The sequence below is a fragment of the Lentzea albidocapillata genome, assembly GCF_000719115.1.
In the GTDB taxonomy this organism is placed as follows: Bacteria; Actinomycetota; Actinomycetes; order Mycobacteriales; family Pseudonocardiaceae; genus Lentzea; species Lentzea albidocapillata.
In genome coordinates this window covers 103,566-122,613 of sequence record NZ_JOEA01000009.1, presented here as the reverse complement: position 1 = coordinate 122,613, position 19,048 = coordinate 103,566, and the positions used below count along the sequence as shown (strand labels likewise).

Sequence of the window (19,048 nt, the reverse complement as noted above, 5' to 3'; positions counted from 1 at the left end):
GACTCACCGCGCTTTGGCGCCTAACGTATGCATATGAGGACCAACTGGGCGGGCAACGTCACCTTCACCTCGGCTGAGGCCGTAGCCCCAGCCTCGGCCGAAGACCTGCGTGCGCTCGTGCGCGGCTCATCGGCCGTGCACGTCGTCGGCTCAGGACACTCGTTCAGCACGATCGCCGACACGACCGGCACGCTGGTGTCGCTGGCGGCCATGCCCGAGGTCTTCGAGGTGTCCGGCCACACGGTCCGGGTGAGCGCGGGCATGACGCTCGCATCGCTGGCCGTCCGGCTGGAGGCGGCAGGCCTCGCCCTGCACACGTTGCCGTCGCTGCCGCACATCACCGTGGCCGGTGCGATCACCACCGCCACCCACGGCTCCGGGTCCCGGTCGCTGGCCGGCGCTGTGCGATCCATTGAGGTCATGCGCGGTGACGGCTCGGTCGTCGAGCTGACCTCCGCGGGCGCGCCCGTGTCGATGGGCGGCCTCGGCGTCATCACCACCGTGACGCTCGACGTCGTGCCGTCGTTCCAGGTCGCACAGACGGTCTACGAGGAGGTCGCCTGGACGACGCTGCTCGTCCGGCTGGAGCAGATCTTCGACGGCGCGTACAGCGTGAGCGCGTTCGTCGACTGGCAGGGCGGTGCGACGCTGTGGGCGAAGCACCGCGTGGGCGACGAGGAGTTCGCCTTCCCGGGACGGCCTGCCTCCGCTCCGGCTCACCCCGTGTCCGGCCAGCCCGCCTCCCGCTGCACGCTGCAGGGCGGCGTGCCCGGCCCGTGGCACGAGCGGCTGCCCCACTTCCGCGCCGAGTTCACCCCGTCCGTCGGCGAGGAGCTGCAGAGCGAGTACTTCGTGCCCCGGACCCGCGCGGTGACGGCGTTGCGGGCGCTGGCCGAGATGTCGACGGTGATCTCGCCACTGGTGCAGGCCTGCGAGATCCGCACGATCGACGCCGAACCGCAGTGGCTCAGCCCCGCCTTCGACCGCGACAGCATCGCGATCCACTTCACCTGGGTGCCGGACACCCCGGCCGTACTCAGGCTCCTGCCCCGCCTGGAGGAGGCGATCGCGCCGCGGCCGCACTGGGGCAAGCTCTTCACCGTGCCGCCCGCCCTGCTGGCGGCCCGCTACCCGCAGTGGGACGCCTTCCGGGCGTTGCTGCGCGAGCACGACCCGAAAGGCGTCTTCCGCAACGAGTTCCTGACCCGCTACTTCGGGTCGGCCACGTCGGCGGGCCCCCTCTGACGCAGCGCCTCCAGTCGGTCGTCGGAGAACCCGTAGGTCGTCACGACGGTCATCTGCGCGCTGGTGACCACCAACCCCGGACCGAACTCCTCGACCACCACACCGCGCTGGTGCGCCGACTCGAAGAACGGCTTGCCGCTCACGCCGAGATCGACCTCGGACGGCCAGAACAGCGTCCGGCGCTTCTCCCCCGGGTGGTACTCGTGCGCGAACTTCAGCTGGTGCAGGAACGTGATCCAGCCTTCGGTGATCTCGTCGTAGTAGGCATCCCACTCGGGCGAGGTGCCCACGGGCGCGCGGGTGAGCACGACTCGGGTGCCTTCGGCGACCGGGGTGAGCACGAAGGTGTCGTGCCCCTGGACGATCAGCGTGGCGCCGTCGCCCTCCTCGGCGTTCTCGAAGTAGATGTTGTCGATCTCGGCGTCGAGGTCCGGGAGGTCCCAGCCGTGCCAGTGGCGCAGCTTCTCCCTGTCCCGGAACGACTGCCACACCTCCTCGACCGGCGCGGCCACGGTGATCTCGATCTGGATGCCCTCGTCACTCATCTGCTACTCCGGGATGGCCCATGGCGACCACCCGGTACGGGCGGCCTGAATCGGTGTCGTACTTCAACGCGACCTGCCGCACCGCTTCGGCCAGATCGCTGGTGAACTCGTGGACGTCGCCGGGCGCACCGAAGCGGACCGTCGTCTCCACGGTGAAGGTGAGCAAGCGCTTTCCCGCGTCGGCCGCCGCGCCGGACATCCGCTCGACGTCGCGCGCCGTGTCCTCGGCGACCGACACCAGATGCGTTGCGGCGAACTGGTCGTGGACGCCGGCCGCGATCTCGCGACCCGGCTTCGCCCGCAGGACGCGTTCCACGCAGCCGCGCCGCTGGCGTTCCTCCACCAGCTCGACGAGTCCCGCCTGCTCCAGGGCTCGCACGTGGTAGTTGACCCGCTGCCGGGGCAGCTCGAGAGCCGCCGCGAGCTGCGTCGCCGAGGCGGGCGACTTCAGCAGCTCCAGCAACGACAGACGCAACGGCGACAGTTCCACGCCCAGCACACTGTCATTTGACAAAATGGACTGTCAATACCGGAACGGGACCGGAAACAGGTAAGTTCGTTGACGGTCGCAACGAATCGCCCCACCCTGGGGCCGTGAGAACCCCCCTGCTGGTGGCAGCGTTGGCAGCAGCGGCGATCGTTCCTGTGTGGACGGTCGCGGCGCAGGCCGACGTGGTGCCCGGAACCGCCTATCAAGTGACGAACGTCGGCAGCGGAAAGTGCGTGGAGTCGCTGGGAACGGCCAACGGCGCACAGCTCCGCCAACAAGGATGCTCGGGACAGACCTGGACCTTCACGCCCACCAGCGACGGTTACTTCACCGTCGGACAGGGCCAGGTCTGGGACGTCTCGAACGTCTCGGTCGCGGACAACGCGGCTGTCCACATGTGGCAGTCGTTCAACGCGAACAACCAGCAATGGCGCCCCGAACAGATCGGCACGGACACCTACCGGTTCGTGAACCGCAACAGCGCCAAGTGCCTCGACGTGCCCGGTGCGTCCACCGGTGACGTCCAGCTGGTCCAGTACACCTGCAACGGGACCAACGCACAGCTCTTCCGCCTCACCGGCGGCACGCAGCAGCCGGGCCAGCCGGACTTCGGCCCGAACGTGCTCGTCTTCGACCCGTCGATGCCCGCGGCCACCATCCAGGCGCGGCTCGACGACATCTTCCGCCAGCAGGAAGAGGGTCAGTACGACGCGCGCCGGTACGCGATCATGTTCAAGCCCGGCAACTACAACGTCGACGTCAACATCGGCTTCTTCACCCAGGTCCTCGGCCTGGGCATGCTGCCGGACGGCGTGACGATCAACGGTCAGGTGCACGTCGAGGCCGACTGGTTCCAGGGCAACGCGACGCACAACTTCTGGCGTGGCGCGGAGAACCTCGCGATCCGGCCGCCTTCGGGCACCAACACCTGGGCCGTGTCGCAGGCGTCCGCGATGCGCCGCACGAAGACCTACGGCAACATGCAGCTCGACGACAACGGCTGGTCCAGCGGCGGTTTCCTCGCCGACTCCGTGGTCACGGGCCAGGTCCGCTCCGGTTCGCAGCAGCAGTGGCTGTCGCGCAACACCGAGTGGGGCTCGTGGACCGGCGAGAACTGGAACATGGTGTTCGTCGGCGCGCGCAACGCACCGCAGACCTCGTTCCCGGAACCGCCGTACACGAACGTCGCGCAGACCCCGGTCGTGCGGGAGAAGCCGTTCCTGAACGTCGACGGCGGCGGCAGCTACAACGTGTTCGTCCCGGCGCTGCGCTCGAACACCAGCGGCACCACCTGGGCCTCGGGCAACCAGCAGGGCACGAACATCCCGCTGTCGCAGTTCTACATCGCGAAGCCGGGCACCTCCGCGGCGACGATCAACGCGCAGCTCGCGGCCGGCAAGCACCTGCTGCTCACGCCGGGCATCCACCGGGTCTCGGAGCCGATCCGCGTCACCCGCCCCGACACCGTCGTGATGGGCCTCGGTCTCGCGACCGTCATGCCTGCCAACGGAACCATGGCGCTCGACGTGGCCGATGTGGACGGTGTGAAGATCGCCGGCATCCTCATCGACGCGGCCCCGACCAACTCGCCGCTGCTGATGCAGGTCGGCGCGCCGGGCAGCAACGCCAACCACTCCGCCAACCCGACGTCGTTGCACGACGTGTATGTACGCATCGGCGGTTCGGCCGTCGGGCGGGCCACGACCTCGGTGGTGGTCAACAGCCACAACGTGATCGGCGACCACCTGTGGCTGTGGCGTGGTGACCACTCCATCGGCGTCGGCTGGGACCTCAACACGGCCGACACGGGCCTGATCGTCAACGGCAACAACGTGACGATGTACGGCCTGTTCGTCGAGCACTACCAGAAGTACCAGACCATCTGGAACGGCCAGGGCGGCCGGACGTACTTCTACCAGAACGAAATGCCGTACGAGGTGCCCAACCAGGCGGCGTGGATGAACGGCTCGACCCGCGGCTATGCGGCGTACAAGGTCTCCAACAACGTCACGACGCACGAGGCGTGGGGCATGGGCAGCTACATCTTCGCCAACGCCAACCCGAGCGTGGTGGCCGACCGGGCGTTCGAGGTGCCGAATACCCCGGGCGTCAAGCTGCACAGCATGGTGACGATCTCGTTGGGCGGCAAGGGAACCATCGAACGGATCGTCAACAACTCGGGCGGCCGGGTGACGGCCGGTTCCACCGAGGCGTACCTCGCGAACTACCCGTGATGACGCACTGACCCGAAGCCCCGCACTCCCCGGAGCGCGGGGCTTCGGATCAGCCCAGCCGCTTCGGCCGGTTGACCTTCATCTCGTCCATGTCGGTGACCTTGGCCTTCAGCCCCTTGAAGTCGACGCCGAGCGCGTCGAGTGCGGTCGAGGCGCGCCGCAGTCCCGCCTCGTCCGCCTTCTCGGCAGCACTCAAGATCACGCGGTAGCTGAAGAAGTCGAGCTTCTCGTCGTAGGTCAGCGCGCCTTCTTCGCTGAAGCCGGCGTCGCGCAGGAAGTCGAAGCCCTCGAGGCGGCCCAGCAGCGACGCGCGCTGGTCGGGCGTCAGGTCGGTGAAGCGGCCGCGGACGAGTACGCGGTAGGTGTGTTCAGCCACGAGCGAAGATGGTCCCTGATCCGCCGCCGGTCTGGCGAACGATTTCCCCCGTGCGGAAGAATCTGGACCATGAACGCAAAAGAGCTGGTCGCGCGCATCCGGACGGAGCTGCACCCCGGTGACCACGACAACCTCGTGGTGAAACTGATCGAGACCGGGCAGGCTCCGCGCGGCGTGATCCAGACGTTCGCCGCTGAAGAGAACCACATCGTGTCGTCGGACTGGCGAACATTCCTGGCGCTGGCCTCCAAGGCGAGCGAACCGAACGCGCGGGCGTTCTTCACGCTGCTCGCGGGCGGTGAGGAGCTGGTGCTGCCGATGTTGCCGCCGCTGGCCGAGGCGGCGGGCATGTCCGCCAAGGACTTCCAGAACTACGAACCGTACCCCGGCTGCCAGGCCTACCCCGCCTACCAGGCGTGGATGGCGCTCAACGGCGAGCCGACGGACGTGATCCTCGCGATCCTGGCGAACTTCACCGCGTGGGGCGGGTACTGCGCGCGGATGGCGAAGGGGCTGCGCGAGCACTACGGGTTCAGCGACGAGGCGTGCGCGTTCGTCGACTTCTTCGCCACGCCCGCGCCGCAACTGGAGGAGCGTGCGGTCGCCGCGATCCAGGCCTCCCTCGACGCGGGCTGGCAGCCGAAGCACGCGTGGCGCTACGGCCGCCTGCTGCAGGCGTACGAACTGCAGTTCTGGTCCACGCTGGCCTGACGCGGACGGGGGCGGCGGTGCCGCCCCCGCACCGTCATCGGGGCAGATAGGCCCGGTGGGCCTTGGAGAACTCGTAGTTGTTGTACTTGTCCCAGTTGATCGACCACGTCATGAGGCCGCGCAGGTTCGGGTACACGCCCTTCGGCTTGTAGCTGCCGCACCGCGTTCCCTTGGTGAGGCAGTCCAACGCGGTGTGGACGTCCGCGACGGACGTGAACCCGTTGCCCGCGTACATCGCGGCGGGCAGGCCGATCGCGACCTGTTCCTGGCGCAACGGCGCGAAGAACTTCGACGTGTCACCACGCACCGGGAACCCGGCGAGCACCATGTCGGTCATCGCCACGTGGAAGTCCGCACCACCCATGTTGTGGTACTGGTTGTCCAGCCCCATCACGGGTCCGGAGTTGTAGTCCTGGACGTGCAGCAACGTCAGGTCGTTGCGCATGGCCTCGATCACCGGCAGGTACGCGCCCGTGCGCGCGTCACCGGTGCCCGTGCCGCCGTAGAACTGGTAGCCGACCTGCACGAAGAACGTCTCCGGCGCCATCGTGAGCACGAAGTTGGCTCCGTAGCGGGCCTTCAACGTCCGCAGTGCCGAGATCAGGTTCACGACCACGGGCGTGGTCGGGTTCCTGAAGTCGAGGTCGCCGGGGTTCAGCGACAGCGAGTGGCCCTCGAAGTCGACGTCGAGCCCGTTCAGGCCGTACTTGTCGATGATGGCGCCGACCGAGCGCACGAACGCGTCGCGCGCCGCCGTGGTCTCCAGCCGGACCTGGCCGTTCTGGCCGCCGATGGAGATGTTGACCTTCTTGCCCTTCTGCTGCTGGGCACGGATGCCGGCGATGAACTCGGCCTCGGACTCGACGTTCGGGCACTCCGCCACCGGGCACTGGCTGAACCGCAGGTCACCGCTCGTCGCGCTGGTGGGTTCGGCGAACGAGAGGTTGATGACGTCCCACTCGTCCGGCACGTCGGCCATGCGGATGTAGCCGGAGCCGTTGGCGAAGCTCGCGTGCAGGTAACCGACGAGCACCTTGCGCGGCAACTGCCCCGTGGGCGGCTGACCGGTCGTGGTCGTCGTAGTAGTTGTGGTGGTTGTAGTCGTCGTGGTCGTGCTCGTGGTCGAGCTGGTCGTCGGGCCGGTGCCACCGGTGCACGCAGCACCGTTGATCGTGCAGTTCGACGGGTCGGCGGTGCCGGCGGCGTTGAAGCCGAACGTCACGCTGGCGCCGGGCGCGACGGAGCCGTTGTACTCCCGGTTGACGAAGGTGTGGTGGTTGCCGCTCTTGGTGAGCAGCGAGTCCCAATAGGCACCGACGGTGGTCGAGGCCGGGTAGTCGAACTCGACCTTCCAGGAACTGATGGCCGCGCTGGTCTCGTTCTTGATCGTCACCGTCGCGGTGTAGCCGGTGGCCCAGCCGTTCTTGGCGAACGTCGCCGTGACTCCGGCGGCGCTGGCGGGGGCGAGGCTCACGATCACGGTGCCGAGCACCAGTGCGGCCACCGCGGATATTCGAGCGAACAACAGCATGGGTTCCATCCCTCACGCGTTGGCGGCCGGCAGGGGGTCACCCCGAATTGGACTAGACCATCTATCGCGAAGTCAAGGTCCTAGACTCCCGGCCGTGCCCCACGCTCGTGCCGCAGACGGAACCAGCCTCTTCTACTCGGTCGAGGGCTCCGGGCCTCCCCTGCTGCTCATCGCGGGCCAGTCGAACTCGTCCCGCTGGTGGTCACAGGTCCGCGAGGACTTCTCGGCGCGGTTCACGACGATCGTCACCGACCACCGCGGTACCGGTTCCAGCGACAAGCCCGACGTCCCGTACAGCACGCGGATGTTCGCGTCGGACTGCGTCGCGATCCTGGCCGACGCGGGAATCGGCAAAGCCCACGTCTACGGCACCTCGATGGGCGGGCGGATCGCGCAGTGGATCGCGGCCTCGTACAGCGAGCGCGTCGACCGGCTGGTGCTGGGCTGCACCTCCCCCGGCGGCGCGCACGGCATCGAGCGCAGCGCCGAGGTGCGCAAATCACTGGCACAGGCAGACCCGATGAAAGCGCGCAGGGCGTTGGAAGAACTGATGTACACGCCGGCCTACCGCGGCCCGTACAACACACTCGGCGACCCACAGATGCCGCCGTACGCGCGCAAGCGGCACCTCTTCGCGAGCGCCGAGCACGACGCGTGGGCAGTGCTGCCGTCGATCACCGCGCCGACCCTGGTGGTGCACGGCACCGAGGACGTCTTCAACCCGACGGCCAACGCTCCCCTGATCACGTCACGCATCCCAGGCGCTCGCATGCACCTGATCGAAGGCGCGCGGCACGGCTACTTCGAGGAGTTCCGCGCCGAAGCGTCGCCTCTGGTGATGGACTTCCTCAGCCCGTAACCCACCGCAGGCCGTGCATCAACGCGTGCCCCGCGACCCGCACGCCGGTGGCCTCCGTGATCGGCAGGTAGGGCAGCCGCAACGGAATCCGCGCCCACACCGGCAACGTAGCGACCGCCGTGGCGCTCAGGATCGCGTACGGCCCGCGCGCCAGCATCGGCAACGGCGCCTTGAGCAGCAGGAACCTCGCCGCCTCCCTGGCCTCGGGCGTGCCCTTCAGCTCGGCCCGGTACGAGTCGAGCTTCGCCTTGAGCGCGGCGGTCGTGCGCGGCGGATCGGGAATGCCCATGGCGTCGGCGATGACCGCCATGTCGGCGACGTACCCGTCGTAGTCGTCGAGCGGCTTTTCGCCGTAACGCTGGTGGCAACGCAGGAAACTGTCGACCTCGGCCACGTGCACCCACCCCAGCAGGTGCGGGTCGTCGGCGCGGTACAGGCGGCCGTCCGGCGCGGTGCCGTGGATGTGCCGATGCACGCGCCCGAGCCGTTCGACGGCCTTGAGCGCGTCCTCGGCGGTGCCGTAGGTGGTGACGCCGACGAACAGGCTCGTGCGCTGCAACCGGCCCCACGGATCGGTCAGGTAGTCGGAGTGCTGCGCCACCGCCGCCATCGCCAGCGGGTGCAACGACTGCAGCAGCAACGCCCGCAGCCCGCCGATGAACATGGCGTGATCCGCGTGCACGTGCCGGATCGGCCGGTCGTCCGCGAACAGCCGCGGGCCGGGCGCGTCGTGGATGCGGCGCGCGTGTTTCTCCCGCTCGGGCCCCACGACCTTCTCGAAGAGTCCTTGGCTCACCTGCCGCCGCAATGCCTCCAGCATCACCCCATGATGCGCTCCGGTCCCTGAGAAAGGCACCTCGCGCGGGCAGGGTGCCTTTCAGCGGTGGAGTCAGGCGAGCGCGATCTGGTCCAGATCGGGAGCGCCGGCGGTGTCGTTGCCGAACCTGATGGTGTTGGCACCGGCGTTCAACGTCACCGGGATCTCGGCCACGTAAGGGGTGTTGTTGCCGACGCCGTCGACCTTGACCTCGACCGGCGCACCACCGTTGACCGTCACGAAGTACGACCGGGCCCCGTTCACCGTGAACCGGACGAACAACCTGTAGGAACGCGTCTCCGGCACGATCACCTGAGGAAAGGTCACCGAAGCGTCCGCGCTACCGCCGATGTTGCGCACCTTCTCCGCACCGGAGCACGCACCGCAACCCGTCAACCCGGTGCTGCCGAACTGGTTCGCCGAGTCCTCAGCCTCACGGACGAACACACGGTCGGCAGGCCTGGTGCGCACCGGCACGGCGCCCGAGACCTTGCGGTCGCTGCCCAGCAACTGGAACGACGCGGCGACGGGAATGCTCGCCGAGCCCACGTCCTGTCCGGCGGGCGAGGTCGCGGTCCAGGTGCCTTCGAGCAGACCGGCCAGGCGCATCGACGTCCGCACAGCGGGTGCGCCGGTCAGGGTCCAGCCGGCGGGCAGCGCCGGTGCCAGCGAGACCTCGTCGATCTGGTCGTCGGCGTCGAGCCGGAGGCGTGCGGTGATCTTCACGGACTGCTGACCGGGTCCGACCCATTGCACGCCATGGGGTTGCACGGTCAGGGTCGTCTTCGGCGTGTAGTTCGACGGCGGCAGCCCGCCGACCGAGACGCGGTCCAGGCCGAGCCGGCCGGTGCTGAAGACCTTCACGGTGTTGGCGCCCGCGTTCAACGACACCGCGATCGACGCCGCGTCCGGCACGTCGGCGCGATCCCTCGGCACCGCGACGGACGTCGGTGCCGCGCCGTTCACCGAGACGGACACGGTGGACGTCTCGGCGGCCGTCACGTCGAGCTGCAGGGCGTAAGTGCCCGCCGTGGCAACGGAAATGTCGCGGTAGGTCACGGCGTTGCGCTCGCCGCCGCCGAGGCCGGTCACCTGCCTCGCGCCGGAGCAGGCCGCGCAGGACTCAGTGCGCGCCGAGCCCGATCGTGACGCGTCTTCGGCCTCCAGCGCGCCGTCACGCGAGCCGCGCGGATAGCTGTGGCCGACGCGGATCTCGTCGATCTTGAGTTGTTTGGAGTACACGGGCGCCTGCGGTCCGCCCCAGGTGCCGAGCACGGTCAGCTTCAGGAACCGGCCCTCCTGCGCGCCGATGTCGATGAACTGGGTGCCACGAGCGGAAGGCAGTGCGCCGCTGCGGACGTGCCACCACGTGCGGCCGTCGTCGGACCCCGTCACCTGGTAGTCCTTGATGCGGCTCGAGTCCTCCGGCCTGCCGAACGACACGCGGGCGTGCGTCGGCGACGACTCGCGCTGGTTGATCGCGAGGAACGCGGCCTTCCTGCGGCGGCCGAGGTCGAGCGAGATCGACACGGGCTGGGCGCCGCCGGCGTCCCAGTACGTCTCGTGGCTGCCGTCGGTGAGGTTCGAGGCGGGGAAACCGTTCCCGGACGAGGTCGCCGACGCCTTCACGTCCGGGTAGAAGCCTTGCTGCCCAAGGGTTTCCACGGCGAACACCGTGTCGTACTCGTCCCACTTCGTGATGCCCTGGATCGTCAGGTGCCCGGCCGACTGCGTGAACCGCAGCTGTTCACCGGTCCGCAGATCACGGACGCCGGTGACCCGGTATCCGTTGTCCCGCAGGCGAACGAAGTCGGCGCGCGGCCGGGTGACGACGTGCACGTACTGCTTGCCGGTCCTGGGGTTGATGGTGATCACGCCGTGCGCGCCGTCGTTCCAGAACCCCGGCTGCATGCCGCCGTACAGGTAGCCGGCGCCCTCGACTCCGTGGATCGACTCGCGGATCGGCGGCACCCAGCCGGCCATGAAGTTGTTGTAGGTCTCCTGCTGCGCGGGCATCCTGCCGTTCACCATCGGTGTCTCGGCCATCAGCGACTTGATCGACGAGCCCGCGTTGGTGATGTAGCGGCCGGTGTTCAGGCGCGTGTCGACGGCGTGGTTCCCGCCGTCGTACCACCAGTCGCCGGTGTTGGGCAGCTTGTAGCAGGCCTCGGACAGGCGCGGCATCGGCGTGAACGTCGCCGCCGGGTAGTCGTAGGACGGGAACATGCCGGTCTTCTGCTCGTTCGAGACCGTGTCCATGATCGGCGTGTCCTCGTTGTTGTTGCTCAGCAACCACGTCGGCCGCAGCTGCCGGACCTGCTCGTAGAGCTTGTTGCGCTCCCAGTACTCGTTGTCGTTGTCGATCCAGAACCCCGCGAGGTCGTCGTAGTTCCTCATCACCTCGAAGAAGAGGTCGTAGCTGTACCTGCCGAAGCCCTCGCGCGTGGTGAGGTCGACCTGCTCGCCCTTGTGGGCCGAGTAGGCGGCCGAGTCGAGCATCTGGACGCCGTGCTCGCTGTGCCACTGCGGGTCGTCGGTCATGTAGAGGATGACCTTGACGTCCTTGGCCTTGCCCGCCCGGACGAGCTCACCGAGCAGGTCGCGTTCGGTGGCACAGCTCCCGGGGATCTTCGACGGCCACGGCCGCGCGTAGCCCAGCCTGCTGTGGAACGTCGCCAGCACGACGTAGGAGGCGCCGAGCTTGCGCGCCTCGTCGATCCAGTAGTCGGCGGTCCAGCCGCCACCGGTGACGTCGCGCTCCCACTCGGCGCAGTTCAGGTGCTTCGGGGCGGTGAACATGCCCCAGTGCAGGAACAACCCGGCGGTGGACTGCCGCAGCCAGTCCTGCCGCGGATGCCGCACCTCCGCCTGCGCGGGCCCCTGGGCCACCACGGTGAGCAGGCTTGCGAGCAGCACGGCCACCACGGCCGCGCACACACGACGTAATCCCATGCGCCACGCTCTTCTCGTCCGGGGCGGCGGCGAGAAGATCCGATGATTGCAACCAGAACAAGCGCGGTCAAGTCCTCGTCTTGGCGCAAACCCCACTACTCATCGGAGCAATTCACGATCACCCGCGCGGTCGGGCGCCGCCGTGGTAATCAAACCCTGGCCTGACCACGATCAACTTCGGCGCGCGAGAGCAGGACCTGAATGAACGACGAGCACCTGCCCGGCTTCTACCACGACGCGGAGGCGGCCTCCCGGCTCGGGCAGCGGCTCACGCTGCTGTTCAGCCGGGTGCGACTGATCGGCGCGGTGGTCGCGGCGGTCGGCGGTGCGTTCAAGTGGCAGATCGGCGGCGGTGTCGACGTCTGGGCGTGGGTGGCGCTGGGCGGGTTCCTCATCGCCCTGTTCGGCGAGCTGCTGCTGTGGGTGATGCACCCGGAGCTGAAGTGGAACGCGGGCCGGACCGTCGCCGAACGGGTGAAGTCGCTGGCGTGGCGCTACGCCGTGGCGGGCGCCCCGTTCCACGGCGGCGCCCAGGACCCCCGCAGGGCCTTCGAGCTCGCCGTCGCCGACGCGGTCAGGGACCACCGCGGGAAGGTCCTGCTCACCAGCGCGAACGACACGGGCGAGCAGGTCATGACCGAGCTGCGGACCAGGCCGTTCGACGAGCGCAGGACCACCTACCGCGAAGACCGCGTGCGACCCCAGCTGCAGTGGTACCGCGACAGGTCGGCGATGAACGAGACCCGCGCGAACGTGTTCCGCGTGCTGATGATCGCCGGAGAACTCGTCGCGATCGTCTTCGCCATCCTGCGCATCAACGGCGTCTGGGACGTCGACCTGTCCGGCGTGATGGCCGCGGCCGTCGCGGGCGGTGCGGCGTGGATCGGGCTGCGGCAGTACGAGAACCTCAGCGTCGGCTACGCGGCGGCGGCCGGCGAGCTCGCGGAGATCTACCACCGGCTGCCCCACGCCGTGGAGAGCGACTGGGCCTCCACGGTCGCCGAGACCGAGGCCGTGATCGGCAAGGAACACTCCACCTGGCTCGCGTCGCGGCCCAGCGCGACCTGACCGGCGCGTCCGTCAGCCGAGCGCCTCGACGACCTTGGTCACCATCGCGCGTTCCGCCGCGGCCACCTCGCCGTCCGCACCGGCCACCGAACGGCACATCTCCGACACGGCGGCACGGAAGATCGCCACGTCCCGCGGTTCGTTGGCGTTGATGATCGCCACGGAGTCCCGCAGCGCGGCCAGGACACCGGACTCCACATCGGACGCCGAGCCCTTCGGCAACGAGGGCGGGGCGGTGGCGATGATGGCGCGCAGGTCGTCCGAGAGCAGGGTGATGGCCCTGACGCCGGCCTGGCTCTCCTCGTCGACCGAGCCGGGGTCCGCGGTGGACACCAGCACCATGGCACCGAAAACGGCCGTGCGGAGGGTCTGCCCCTCCGCCTCCGTGTACGCAGTCATGGGCGCAAGCCTATGCAACGATCACCGACCATGAGTGCGGGTCAGGTGCTTGGCGCCAACATCAGGGCGTTCCGCGAGCAACGCGGGCTGTCGCTGTCGGAGCTCGCGCGGCGGTCGTCCATCGCCAAGGGCACGCTGTCCCAGCTGGAGAGCGGCGCGGGCAACCCGACGATCGAAACAGTGTTCAGTTTGTCGAACGCTTTGGACGTGCCGGTGTCGGAGCTCGTGACCGAGCGGACGTCGCCGGAAGTCGTGCTGGTGCGCGCCCGTGACGTCGAGGTGCTCAGCAGCAACGCGGTCGACCTGCGGCTGATGCGGCGGATGGACATCGGGGACACCGTGCTGGAGATCTACGACCAGCGGGTCCGGCCCGGCGCCACGCAGACCAGCGAAGGTCATCCCGGCAAGGAGCACGTGCTGGTCACGAGCGGGCGGCTGCGCGTGGGACCGGCGGACGCGCCGTACGAGCTGGGGCCGGGCGACTACGTGTGCTTCCCCGGCTCGATGCCGCACTCGTACGAGACCGTCGGCGATGAGGTCAGCTCGGTACTGGTGCTGGAGTATCCGAAGCACTAACGTTCATTCTATTGAACGGAGGTGGCGATGCAGCCGGACGTCGTGGTCATGGGCGCGGGCATCATCGGGGCCGCGTGCGCCCAGGCCCTGAGGGCGCGCGGACTCGGTGTGCTCGTCGTCGACCGTCACGGACCGGCGTCGGGCACCAGCGCGGCCGGCGAGGGCAACGTGCTGGTCAGCGACAAGGAGCCCGGCCCGGAACTCGGCCTCGCCCTGGCGAGTCGCGACCTGTGGCCGGAACTCGCGCAGGACGCCGAGTGGGAGGAGAAGGGCGGACTGGTCGTCGCCACGACCTCCGGGGCCGTCGTCCCGCTCCAGGCCTTCGCCGCAGCCCAGCGCACGGCGGGCGTCGACGCCTGCGAGATCACCGCGGCGGACGCCCTGGCGCGCGAGCCGCACCTCAACCCGGAGATCACCGCCGCCGTGCATTACCTGCAGGACGCGCAGCTCAACCCGGTCAAAGCGACCCGGACCCTGCTGCGCGGCATCGAGGTCAGGCGCACCGAGGTGTCCGCGACGGACGGACGCAGCGTGACGACGCCGGAGGGCGTGATCAGCTGCGGCGCGGTCGTCAACGCCACCGGCCCGTGGGCGCGGAACTTCGGCGTCAACGTGCTGCCCCGGCGTGGCGTGGTGCTCGTGACCACGCCGATTCCCGGCACGATCCGGCACAAGGTCTACGACGCGGACTACGTCGGCGCGGTCGCGAGCGGCGACGCGGACCTCCAGACGTCCGGTGTGGTCGAGTCGACGCAGGCCGGCACCGTGCTGATCGGGTCGAGCCGTCAACGCAAGGGCTTCGACGACACGATCGAGAGCAAAGTACTGAAAGCACTGGCGCGCAAGGCGATCGCGATGTTCCCGATGCTGACGAACGTCCCGGTCATGCGCGCGTACGGCGGTTTCCGCCCGTACGCGCCGGACCACCTGCCGATCATCGGCGAGGATCCCCGCACGCCCGGCCTGTGGCACGCCACCGGCCACGAGGGCGCGGGCGTCGGCCTCGCCCCGGCGACCGGACGTCTGCTCGCCCAGCTGCTCACCGGCGAGGACCCCCTGGTGGATCCCCACCCGTTCCGCGTGGACCGGCCGGAGGTGATGGCGTGAACGTGACGTTCAACGGCCTGCCGCGCGAGGTCGCGCACGTCGCGGAGTTGTTGCCCGGCAGGTACTTCTGCGGCATCGGCGTGTGCTTCGGCTGTGTCGCGGAGATCAACGGCGTGCCCGAGGTGCGCGCGTGCCGCCACCCGCTGCGCGACGGCGACGTGATCAGGACGACGTCATGAGGATCGTGGTGGTGGGGGCGGGCCCCGCTGGAATGGCCGCCGCCCGGACGGCCGCCGACGCGGGCGCCGAGGTCACCATGGTCGACTCGGAACCGGAGGCCGGTGGCCAGTATTTGCGCGGCAGCGCCAGGTTCGGCCACTCCGGGGTCACACACCTCAAGAACACCGAGGCCTGGCTGGTGGAGGGGAACACGCTCCACCTGCGCGGACCGGAACAACTGCGGTTCGACGCGCTGATCATCGCCACCGGCGCCTACGACCGCCCCCTCCCCTTCCCCGGCTGGGACGGCCCCGGCGTGATCACCGCAGGCGCCGCCCAGGCGCTCGCGAAGCAGGGCGTCACGCTGGCAGAACGCGTGATCGTCACGGGCACCGGCCCGTTCCTGCTGCCCGTCGCCACCGCGCTGCAGGACCTCGGCGCCACCCTCGTAGGCGTCTACGAAGCGTCGTCCCCCGCCAGATGGCTCCGCGAGGCCAAGGCGATCACCGCGAACCGGCACAAGATCGGCGAGCTCGCCGGCTACCGGAAAGTGCTGCCACGCCTGGAAACCCGCACCGCAGTCATCGCCAAGCACGGTGACCGCGTGACGGTCGCGAAGCTCGACAGCCGGTGGCGCCCGGTCAGCCACCGCACCGTGCACGCCGATCTCGTCTGCGTCGGCTACGGCTTCCTGCCCCGCACCGATCTCCTGCCGGACGCCCGGCGCACCAACGACTTCTACGACGTCGACGAACGCCAGCGGACGTCGGTCGAGAACGTCTACGCGGCCGGCGAGGTCACCGGCATCGGCGGCGCCGACCTCGCCGAGGCCGAGGGAGTCGTCGCCGGAGCCGCCGCGGCAGGACTGAACCCGCCCGCGAAGGCCGTGGAAGCCGTGCGCAAAGGCCGCCTGTTCGCCCAGGCCCTGGCCAGAGCGCATGCCGTGCAGCCGGGCTGGCAGACGTGGCCGGCCCCGGACACCACCGTGTGCCGCTGCGAGAAGGTCCGTCTCGAAGACCTGACCGACGCGACCGGCATGCGCGAGCTCAAGCTCTCCAGCCGGGTCGCGATGGGCCGCTGTCAGGGCCGCATCTGCGCCCGCAACGCCGCCGAACTGACCGGCGTGCCGTTCGACGGCCAGCGCCGCGTGATCGCGGTCCCGATCCCCCTCGGCGAACTCGCCGCACTTCCGGAGGAGAACAAGTCATGACCGAACGCCTCGACGGCGTCATCGTCGCCACCGCACTCCCCTACGCCGAGGACCCGAGCGCCCCGGCGGGACTGCGCCCCGACCTCGACAGGTTCGCCGAGCACTGCCGGTGGGTCGTCGACAGCGGCTGCCGCGGTGTCGGCCCGAACGGGTCGCTGGGCGAGTACTCGTCGCTGACCGACGCGGAACGCCGTGAGGTCGCGCAGACCGCCATCGCGGCGGTCAAGGGGCGGGGCATCGCGGTCATCGGCGTGCACGGCGTGGGCGCGCACCAGGCCCGGCACTGGGCCGAGCTCGCGGCCGAGGACGGCGCGGACGGCGTGCTGTGCCTGCCGCCGACGATGTACCGGGCCAACCGCGGCGAGGTCGTGCACCACTTCCGCGAGGTCGCGAAGGCCGGGCTGCCGATCATGGTCTACAACAACCCGATCGACACCAAGGTCGACCTGACGCCGGACCTGCTCGCCGAGATCGGCCAGATCGAGAACGTCGTGGCGGTCAAGGAGTTCTCCGGTGACGTCCGGCGCGTGCTGGAGATCCGCGCGGCCGCCCCGCACCTCACCGTCGTGGCGGGCGCGGACGACGTCGTGCTGGAGAGCCTGCTGATGGGCGCGACGGGCTGGTTCGCGGGCTACCCCAACGTGTTCCCGGCCGAGAGCAAGCAGCTGTTCGACCTGGCGCTGGAGGGCAGGCTCGACGAGGCGCGGGCGTTGTACGAGAAGCTCGTGCCGGCGTTCCGCTGGGACTCGCGCATCGAGTTCGTACAGGCCATCAAGCGCTCGATGGACTACGTCGGCCGCTACGGCGGTCCGTGCCGTCCGCCGCGTGGCCCGCTGAGCCCCGAGCAGCTCGCCCAGGTCGACGCGGACATGAAGCTGGCGACGTCATGAGGTTCGCCAAGTACTTCAGCGCCGTCGACTCGCACACCGAGGGCATGCCGACGCGGGTGATCACGGGCGGGGTCGGCGTGATCCCCGGCGAGACCATGGCCGAGAAGCGGCGCAACTTCATCAAGAACCACGACCACATCCGCAGGCTGCTGGTCAACGAGCCGCGCGGCCACGCGGCGATGAGCGGCGCGATCCTGCAGCCGCCGACCCGCCAGGACGCGGACTGGGGCGTGCTGTTCATCGAGGTCTCCGGCCTGCTGCCGATGTGCGGGCACGGCACGATCGGCGTCGCCACGGTGCTGGTCGAGACCGGCATGGTCGAGATGACAGCACCTGTCACGACCGTGCGCCTGGACACCCCGGCCGGGCTGGTGCTCGCCGACTACGACACCCGCACGAAGCTCGTGACGATCCGCAACGTCCCGTCCTACGCGCACGAACTGGACGCCGTGGTGACCGTGCCGGGACTCGGTGAGGTCCGGTACGACATGGCGTACGGCGGCAACTTCTACGCGATCGTGCCGCTCCCGGACCTGGGCATCCCGTTCGACCGTGCGGAGAAGGACCGGATCCTGGCCGCCGGTCTGTCCATCATGGACGAGATCAACGCGGTGAACCGGCCGGTGCACCCCGTGGACGCGGCGATCGGCGGGTGCAAGCACGTCCAGTTCGTCGCGCCCGGCCAGGACGGCGCCCACTCGCGCAACGCGATGGCGATCCACCCCGGCTGGTTCGACCGATCCCCCTGCGGCACAGGCACCTGCGCCCGGATGGCCCAGCTGCACGCCCGCGGTGAGCTCGGCATCGGCGAGGACTTCGTGAACGAGTCGTTCATCGGCACGAGGTTCGTCGGCCGGCTGCTGGAGGAGGTGCCGCTCGGCGACCGCACGGCCGTCGTGCCCACGGTGGCCGGACGGGCGTGGATCACCGGCATGGGCCAGTACCTCCTGGACGAGACCGACCCGTTCCCCGAGGGATTCACGCTCTAGTCACTAGAGTCAAGTCCGTGACAACGACGCCCAGTCTGGAAGCGCTGCTGCGCATCGGACCGTTCCACTCGGCGCTGCGCGCGGCCATCCGCCGGCGTGGCCTGACGCTGGAACGGCTCCGGCTGCGCCTGGGGCAGCAGGACGTGGCGGTCGCGCTGTCGACGCTGAGCGACTGGCAGCAGGGCCGGGTGCGGCCGGTCTCCCCGAAGTCGCTCAGGGCCGTGGCGGTGCTGGAGGAGCTGCTGGAGGTGCCGCCGCGTTCGCTGCTGGCCCTGCTGGAGCACACCGGCCCGAGCGGCTGGCCCGACGTCGTGCCCGGCATGATCCCCGGCTTCAACGCCAACGACCTGGAGATCCTCTCCCGGCACGACAGGGTGTTCGTGGACGCGGAACGGCACGCGTCCCGCGTCCACACGCAGATGGTCGTCCGCGCGCGCAATGACGGCGTCGACAGGTTCTACGCGCACTACTTCTGCGACGACTCGGTGGAGACCGCGCAGCTGCGGCAGGAGCCTGTCCGCAACTGCCGTCTCGGCCGGTCCACGCGTCACGAGGCCGAGCGCGTGGTCGTGCACGAGCTGCTCTTCGACAAGCCGTTACGGGAAGGCGAGACCTGGGTCTTCGAGTTCGTCGCGCACGACGCCACGCGGATCGACAGCATCGAGTACGCGCACGGCGTGCGCTGTTTCCTCGCGCAGAGCCTGATCGAGGTGCACTTCGACCCGGCGGCGCTGCCCGTCGACCCGCACGTGTACCTGCAGGACTGGGAGGAGCAGGAACCGCACCGGACCATCGACCTGGTGCCGGACCACACGAACTCCGTGCACCACTTCGAGACCGACGTGTCGGTGAACTGGGTGGGTATCCGCTGGAGCTGGGCTTAGGCCTGG

19 protein-coding genes are annotated in these 19,048 nt (G+C 69.4%); 12 read left to right on the top strand and 7 right to left on the bottom strand.

Annotated elements, in window-relative coordinates; genetic code table 11:
- Positions 1–33: 33 nt before the first annotated feature.
- Positions 34–1,245 carry an FAD-binding protein gene (locus IG04_RS0114665; protein WP_211257760.1) on the top strand — a complete coding sequence of 404 codons (1,212 nt, stop codon included), beginning with the start codon at positions 34–36 and terminating at the stop codon, positions 1,243–1,245.
- On the opposite strand, the gene IG04_RS0114660 is transcribed toward IG04_RS0114665, so the two are convergent.
- Positions 1,209–1,790 (bottom strand): SRPBCC family protein, encoded by a 582-nt coding sequence (locus IG04_RS0114660; protein ID WP_030477186.1) that lies wholly within the window; start codon positions 1,788–1,790, stop codon positions 1,209–1,211. The genes IG04_RS0114665 and IG04_RS0114660 overlap by 37 nt on opposite strands.
- Positions 1,783–2,280 carry a winged helix-turn-helix domain-containing protein gene (locus tag IG04_RS0114655; protein ID WP_245816185.1) on the bottom strand — a complete coding sequence of 166 codons (498 nt, stop codon included), beginning with the start codon at positions 2,278–2,280 and terminating at the stop codon, positions 1,783–1,785. Before IG04_RS0114655 ends, IG04_RS0114660 begins: the two co-directional genes overlap by 8 nt.
- Before the next feature lie 104 nt (positions 2,281–2,384).
- Between IG04_RS0114655 and IG04_RS0114650 the strand changes: the two genes are divergently transcribed.
- Positions 2,385–4,514: an RICIN domain-containing protein gene (locus IG04_RS0114650; protein ID WP_084401267.1), complete on the top strand. Its 2,130-nt coding sequence runs from the start codon at positions 2,385–2,387 to the stop codon at positions 4,512–4,514.
- Between the two features lie 49 nt (positions 4,515–4,563).
- Here IG04_RS0114650 and IG04_RS0114645 read toward each other — a convergent pair whose 3' ends face one another.
- Entirely contained in the window at positions 4,564–4,890 is a 327-nt protein-coding gene (locus IG04_RS0114645) for a DUF6204 family protein (RefSeq protein WP_030477183.1), read from the bottom strand.
- Between the two features lie 69 nt (positions 4,891–4,959).
- Between IG04_RS0114645 and IG04_RS0114640 the strand changes: the two genes are divergently transcribed.
- Positions 4,960–5,601: a thiaminase II/PqqC family protein gene (locus tag IG04_RS0114640; RefSeq protein WP_030477182.1), complete on the top strand. Its 642-nt coding sequence runs from the start codon at positions 4,960–4,962 to the stop codon at positions 5,599–5,601.
- 34 nt (positions 5,602–5,635) lie between these two features.
- Here the strand turns inward: IG04_RS0114640 and IG04_RS0114635 are convergent, their stop codons facing one another.
- Positions 5,636–7,132, bottom strand: a complete 1,497-nt coding sequence (locus tag IG04_RS0114635; RefSeq protein WP_030477181.1) for a chitinase — start codon at positions 7,130–7,132, stop codon at positions 5,636–5,638.
- 94 nt (positions 7,133–7,226) lie between these two features.
- On the opposite strand from IG04_RS0114635, the gene IG04_RS0114630 reads away from it, so the two are divergent.
- Positions 7,227–7,991: an alpha/beta fold hydrolase gene (locus IG04_RS0114630; protein WP_030477180.1), complete on the top strand. Its 765-nt coding sequence runs from the start codon at positions 7,227–7,229 to the stop codon at positions 7,989–7,991.
- Here the strand turns inward: IG04_RS0114630 and IG04_RS0114625 are convergent.
- Both IG04_RS0114625 and IG04_RS0114620 read right to left on the bottom strand, forming a co-directional pair.
- Entirely contained in the window at positions 7,981–8,811 is an 831-nt protein-coding gene (locus IG04_RS0114625; protein ID WP_030477179.1) for an oxygenase MpaB family protein, read from the bottom strand. The genes IG04_RS0114630 and IG04_RS0114625 overlap by 11 nt on opposite strands.
- 69 nt (positions 8,812–8,880) lie before the next feature.
- A complete protein-coding gene (locus IG04_RS0114620) occupies positions 8,881–11,760 on the bottom strand; it encodes an alpha-L-fucosidase (RefSeq protein ID WP_030477178.1) in 2,880 nt (959 codons plus the stop codon).
- A gap of 201 nt (positions 11,761–11,961) precedes the next feature.
- On the opposite strand from IG04_RS0114620, the gene IG04_RS0114615 reads away from it, so the two are divergent.
- Positions 11,962–12,828, top strand: coding sequence for a DUF4231 domain-containing protein (locus tag IG04_RS0114615; protein WP_030477177.1), 867 nt, complete (start codon positions 11,962–11,964; stop codon positions 12,826–12,828).
- A gap of 12 nt (positions 12,829–12,840) precedes the next feature.
- Here the strand turns inward: IG04_RS0114615 and IG04_RS0114610 are convergent, their stop codons facing one another.
- Positions 12,841–13,227, bottom strand: a complete 387-nt coding sequence (locus IG04_RS0114610) for a hypothetical protein (protein WP_030477176.1) — start codon at positions 13,225–13,227, stop codon at positions 12,841–12,843.
- Positions 13,228–13,257: 30 nt separating this feature from the next.
- Between IG04_RS0114610 and IG04_RS0114605 the strand changes: the two genes are divergently transcribed.
- Genes IG04_RS0114605 through IG04_RS0114575 form a run of 7 tightly spaced genes read left to right on the top strand, consistent with a single transcriptional unit; the run spans position 13,258 to position 19,042 of the window.
- Positions 13,258–13,803, top strand: a complete 546-nt coding sequence (locus tag IG04_RS0114605) for a helix-turn-helix domain-containing protein (RefSeq protein ID WP_144065363.1) — start codon at positions 13,258–13,260, stop codon at positions 13,801–13,803.
- A 27-nt stretch (positions 13,804–13,830) separates the two neighbouring features.
- Entirely contained in the window at positions 13,831–14,910 is a 1,080-nt protein-coding gene (locus IG04_RS0114600; RefSeq protein ID WP_030477174.1) for an NAD(P)/FAD-dependent oxidoreductase, read from the top strand.
- On the top strand, positions 14,907–15,089 hold the full coding sequence (locus IG04_RS48800) for a 2Fe-2S iron-sulfur cluster-binding protein (RefSeq protein ID WP_051769887.1): 183 nt from the start codon (positions 14,907–14,909) through the stop codon (positions 15,087–15,089). Before IG04_RS0114600 ends, IG04_RS48800 begins: the two co-directional genes overlap by 4 nt.
- Positions 15,086–16,279 (top strand): NAD(P)/FAD-dependent oxidoreductase, encoded by a 1,194-nt coding sequence (locus IG04_RS0114590; RefSeq protein WP_030477172.1) that lies wholly within the window; start codon positions 15,086–15,088, stop codon positions 16,277–16,279. Before IG04_RS48800 ends, IG04_RS0114590 begins: the two co-directional genes overlap by 4 nt.
- Positions 16,276–17,169: a dihydrodipicolinate synthase family protein gene (locus IG04_RS0114585; protein ID WP_030477171.1), complete on the top strand. Its 894-nt coding sequence runs from the start codon at positions 16,276–16,278 to the stop codon at positions 17,167–17,169. Before IG04_RS0114590 ends, IG04_RS0114585 begins: the two co-directional genes overlap by 4 nt.
- The gene (locus IG04_RS0114580) at positions 17,166–18,158 is read left to right on the top strand and encodes a proline racemase family protein (RefSeq protein WP_030477170.1); all 993 of its coding nucleotides are present in this window, start codon (positions 17,166–17,168) and stop codon (positions 18,156–18,158) included. Before IG04_RS0114585 ends, IG04_RS0114580 begins: the two co-directional genes overlap by 4 nt.
- 17 nt (positions 18,159–18,175) lie before the next feature.
- Positions 18,176–19,042, top strand: coding sequence for a hypothetical protein (locus tag IG04_RS0114575; RefSeq protein ID WP_051769885.1), 867 nt, complete (start codon positions 18,176–18,178; stop codon positions 19,040–19,042).
- The last annotated feature ends 6 nt before the right edge of the window (positions 19,043–19,048 follow it).

What these genes read in the sequence shown, in the direction of transcription:
- IG04_RS0114665 (WP_211257760.1), top strand. Translation starts at nt 34, where the DNA reads ATGAGGACCAACTGGGCGGGCAACGTCACCTTCACCTCGGCTGAGGCC.
- IG04_RS0114590 (WP_030477172.1), top strand. Translation starts at nt 15,086, where the DNA reads ATGAGGATCGTGGTGGTGGGGGCGGGCCCCGCTGGAATGGCCGCCGCC.
- IG04_RS0114660 (WP_030477186.1), bottom strand. Translation starts at nt 1,790, where the DNA reads ATGAGTGACGAGGGCATCCAGATCGAGATCACCGTGGCCGCGCCGGTC.
- IG04_RS0114610 (WP_030477176.1), bottom strand. Translation starts at nt 13,227, where the DNA reads ATGACTGCGTACACGGAGGCGGAGGGGCAGACCCTCCGCACGGCCGTT.
- IG04_RS0114585 (WP_030477171.1), top strand. Translation starts at nt 16,276, where the DNA reads ATGACCGAACGCCTCGACGGCGTCATCGTCGCCACCGCACTCCCCTAC.
- IG04_RS0114635 (WP_030477181.1), bottom strand. Translation starts at nt 7,132, where the DNA reads ATGCTGTTGTTCGCTCGAATATCCGCGGTGGCCGCACTGGTGCTCGGC.
- IG04_RS0114625 (WP_030477179.1), bottom strand. Translation starts at nt 8,811, where the DNA reads ATGCTGGAGGCATTGCGGCGGCAGGTGAGCCAAGGACTCTTCGAGAAG.
- IG04_RS0114620 (WP_030477178.1), bottom strand. Translation starts at nt 11,760, where the DNA reads ATGGGATTACGTCGTGTGTGCGCGGCCGTGGTGGCCGTGCTGCTCGCA.
- IG04_RS0114605 (WP_144065363.1), top strand. Translation starts at nt 13,258, where the DNA reads ATGAGTGCGGGTCAGGTGCTTGGCGCCAACATCAGGGCGTTCCGCGAG.
- IG04_RS0114600 (WP_030477174.1), top strand. Translation starts at nt 13,831, where the DNA reads ATGCAGCCGGACGTCGTGGTCATGGGCGCGGGCATCATCGGGGCCGCG.
- IG04_RS0114580 (WP_030477170.1), top strand. Translation starts at nt 17,166, where the DNA reads ATGAGGTTCGCCAAGTACTTCAGCGCCGTCGACTCGCACACCGAGGGC.
- IG04_RS0114615 (WP_030477177.1), top strand. Translation starts at nt 11,962, where the DNA reads ATGAACGACGAGCACCTGCCCGGCTTCTACCACGACGCGGAGGCGGCC.
- IG04_RS0114640 (WP_030477182.1), top strand. Translation starts at nt 4,960, where the DNA reads ATGAACGCAAAAGAGCTGGTCGCGCGCATCCGGACGGAGCTGCACCCC.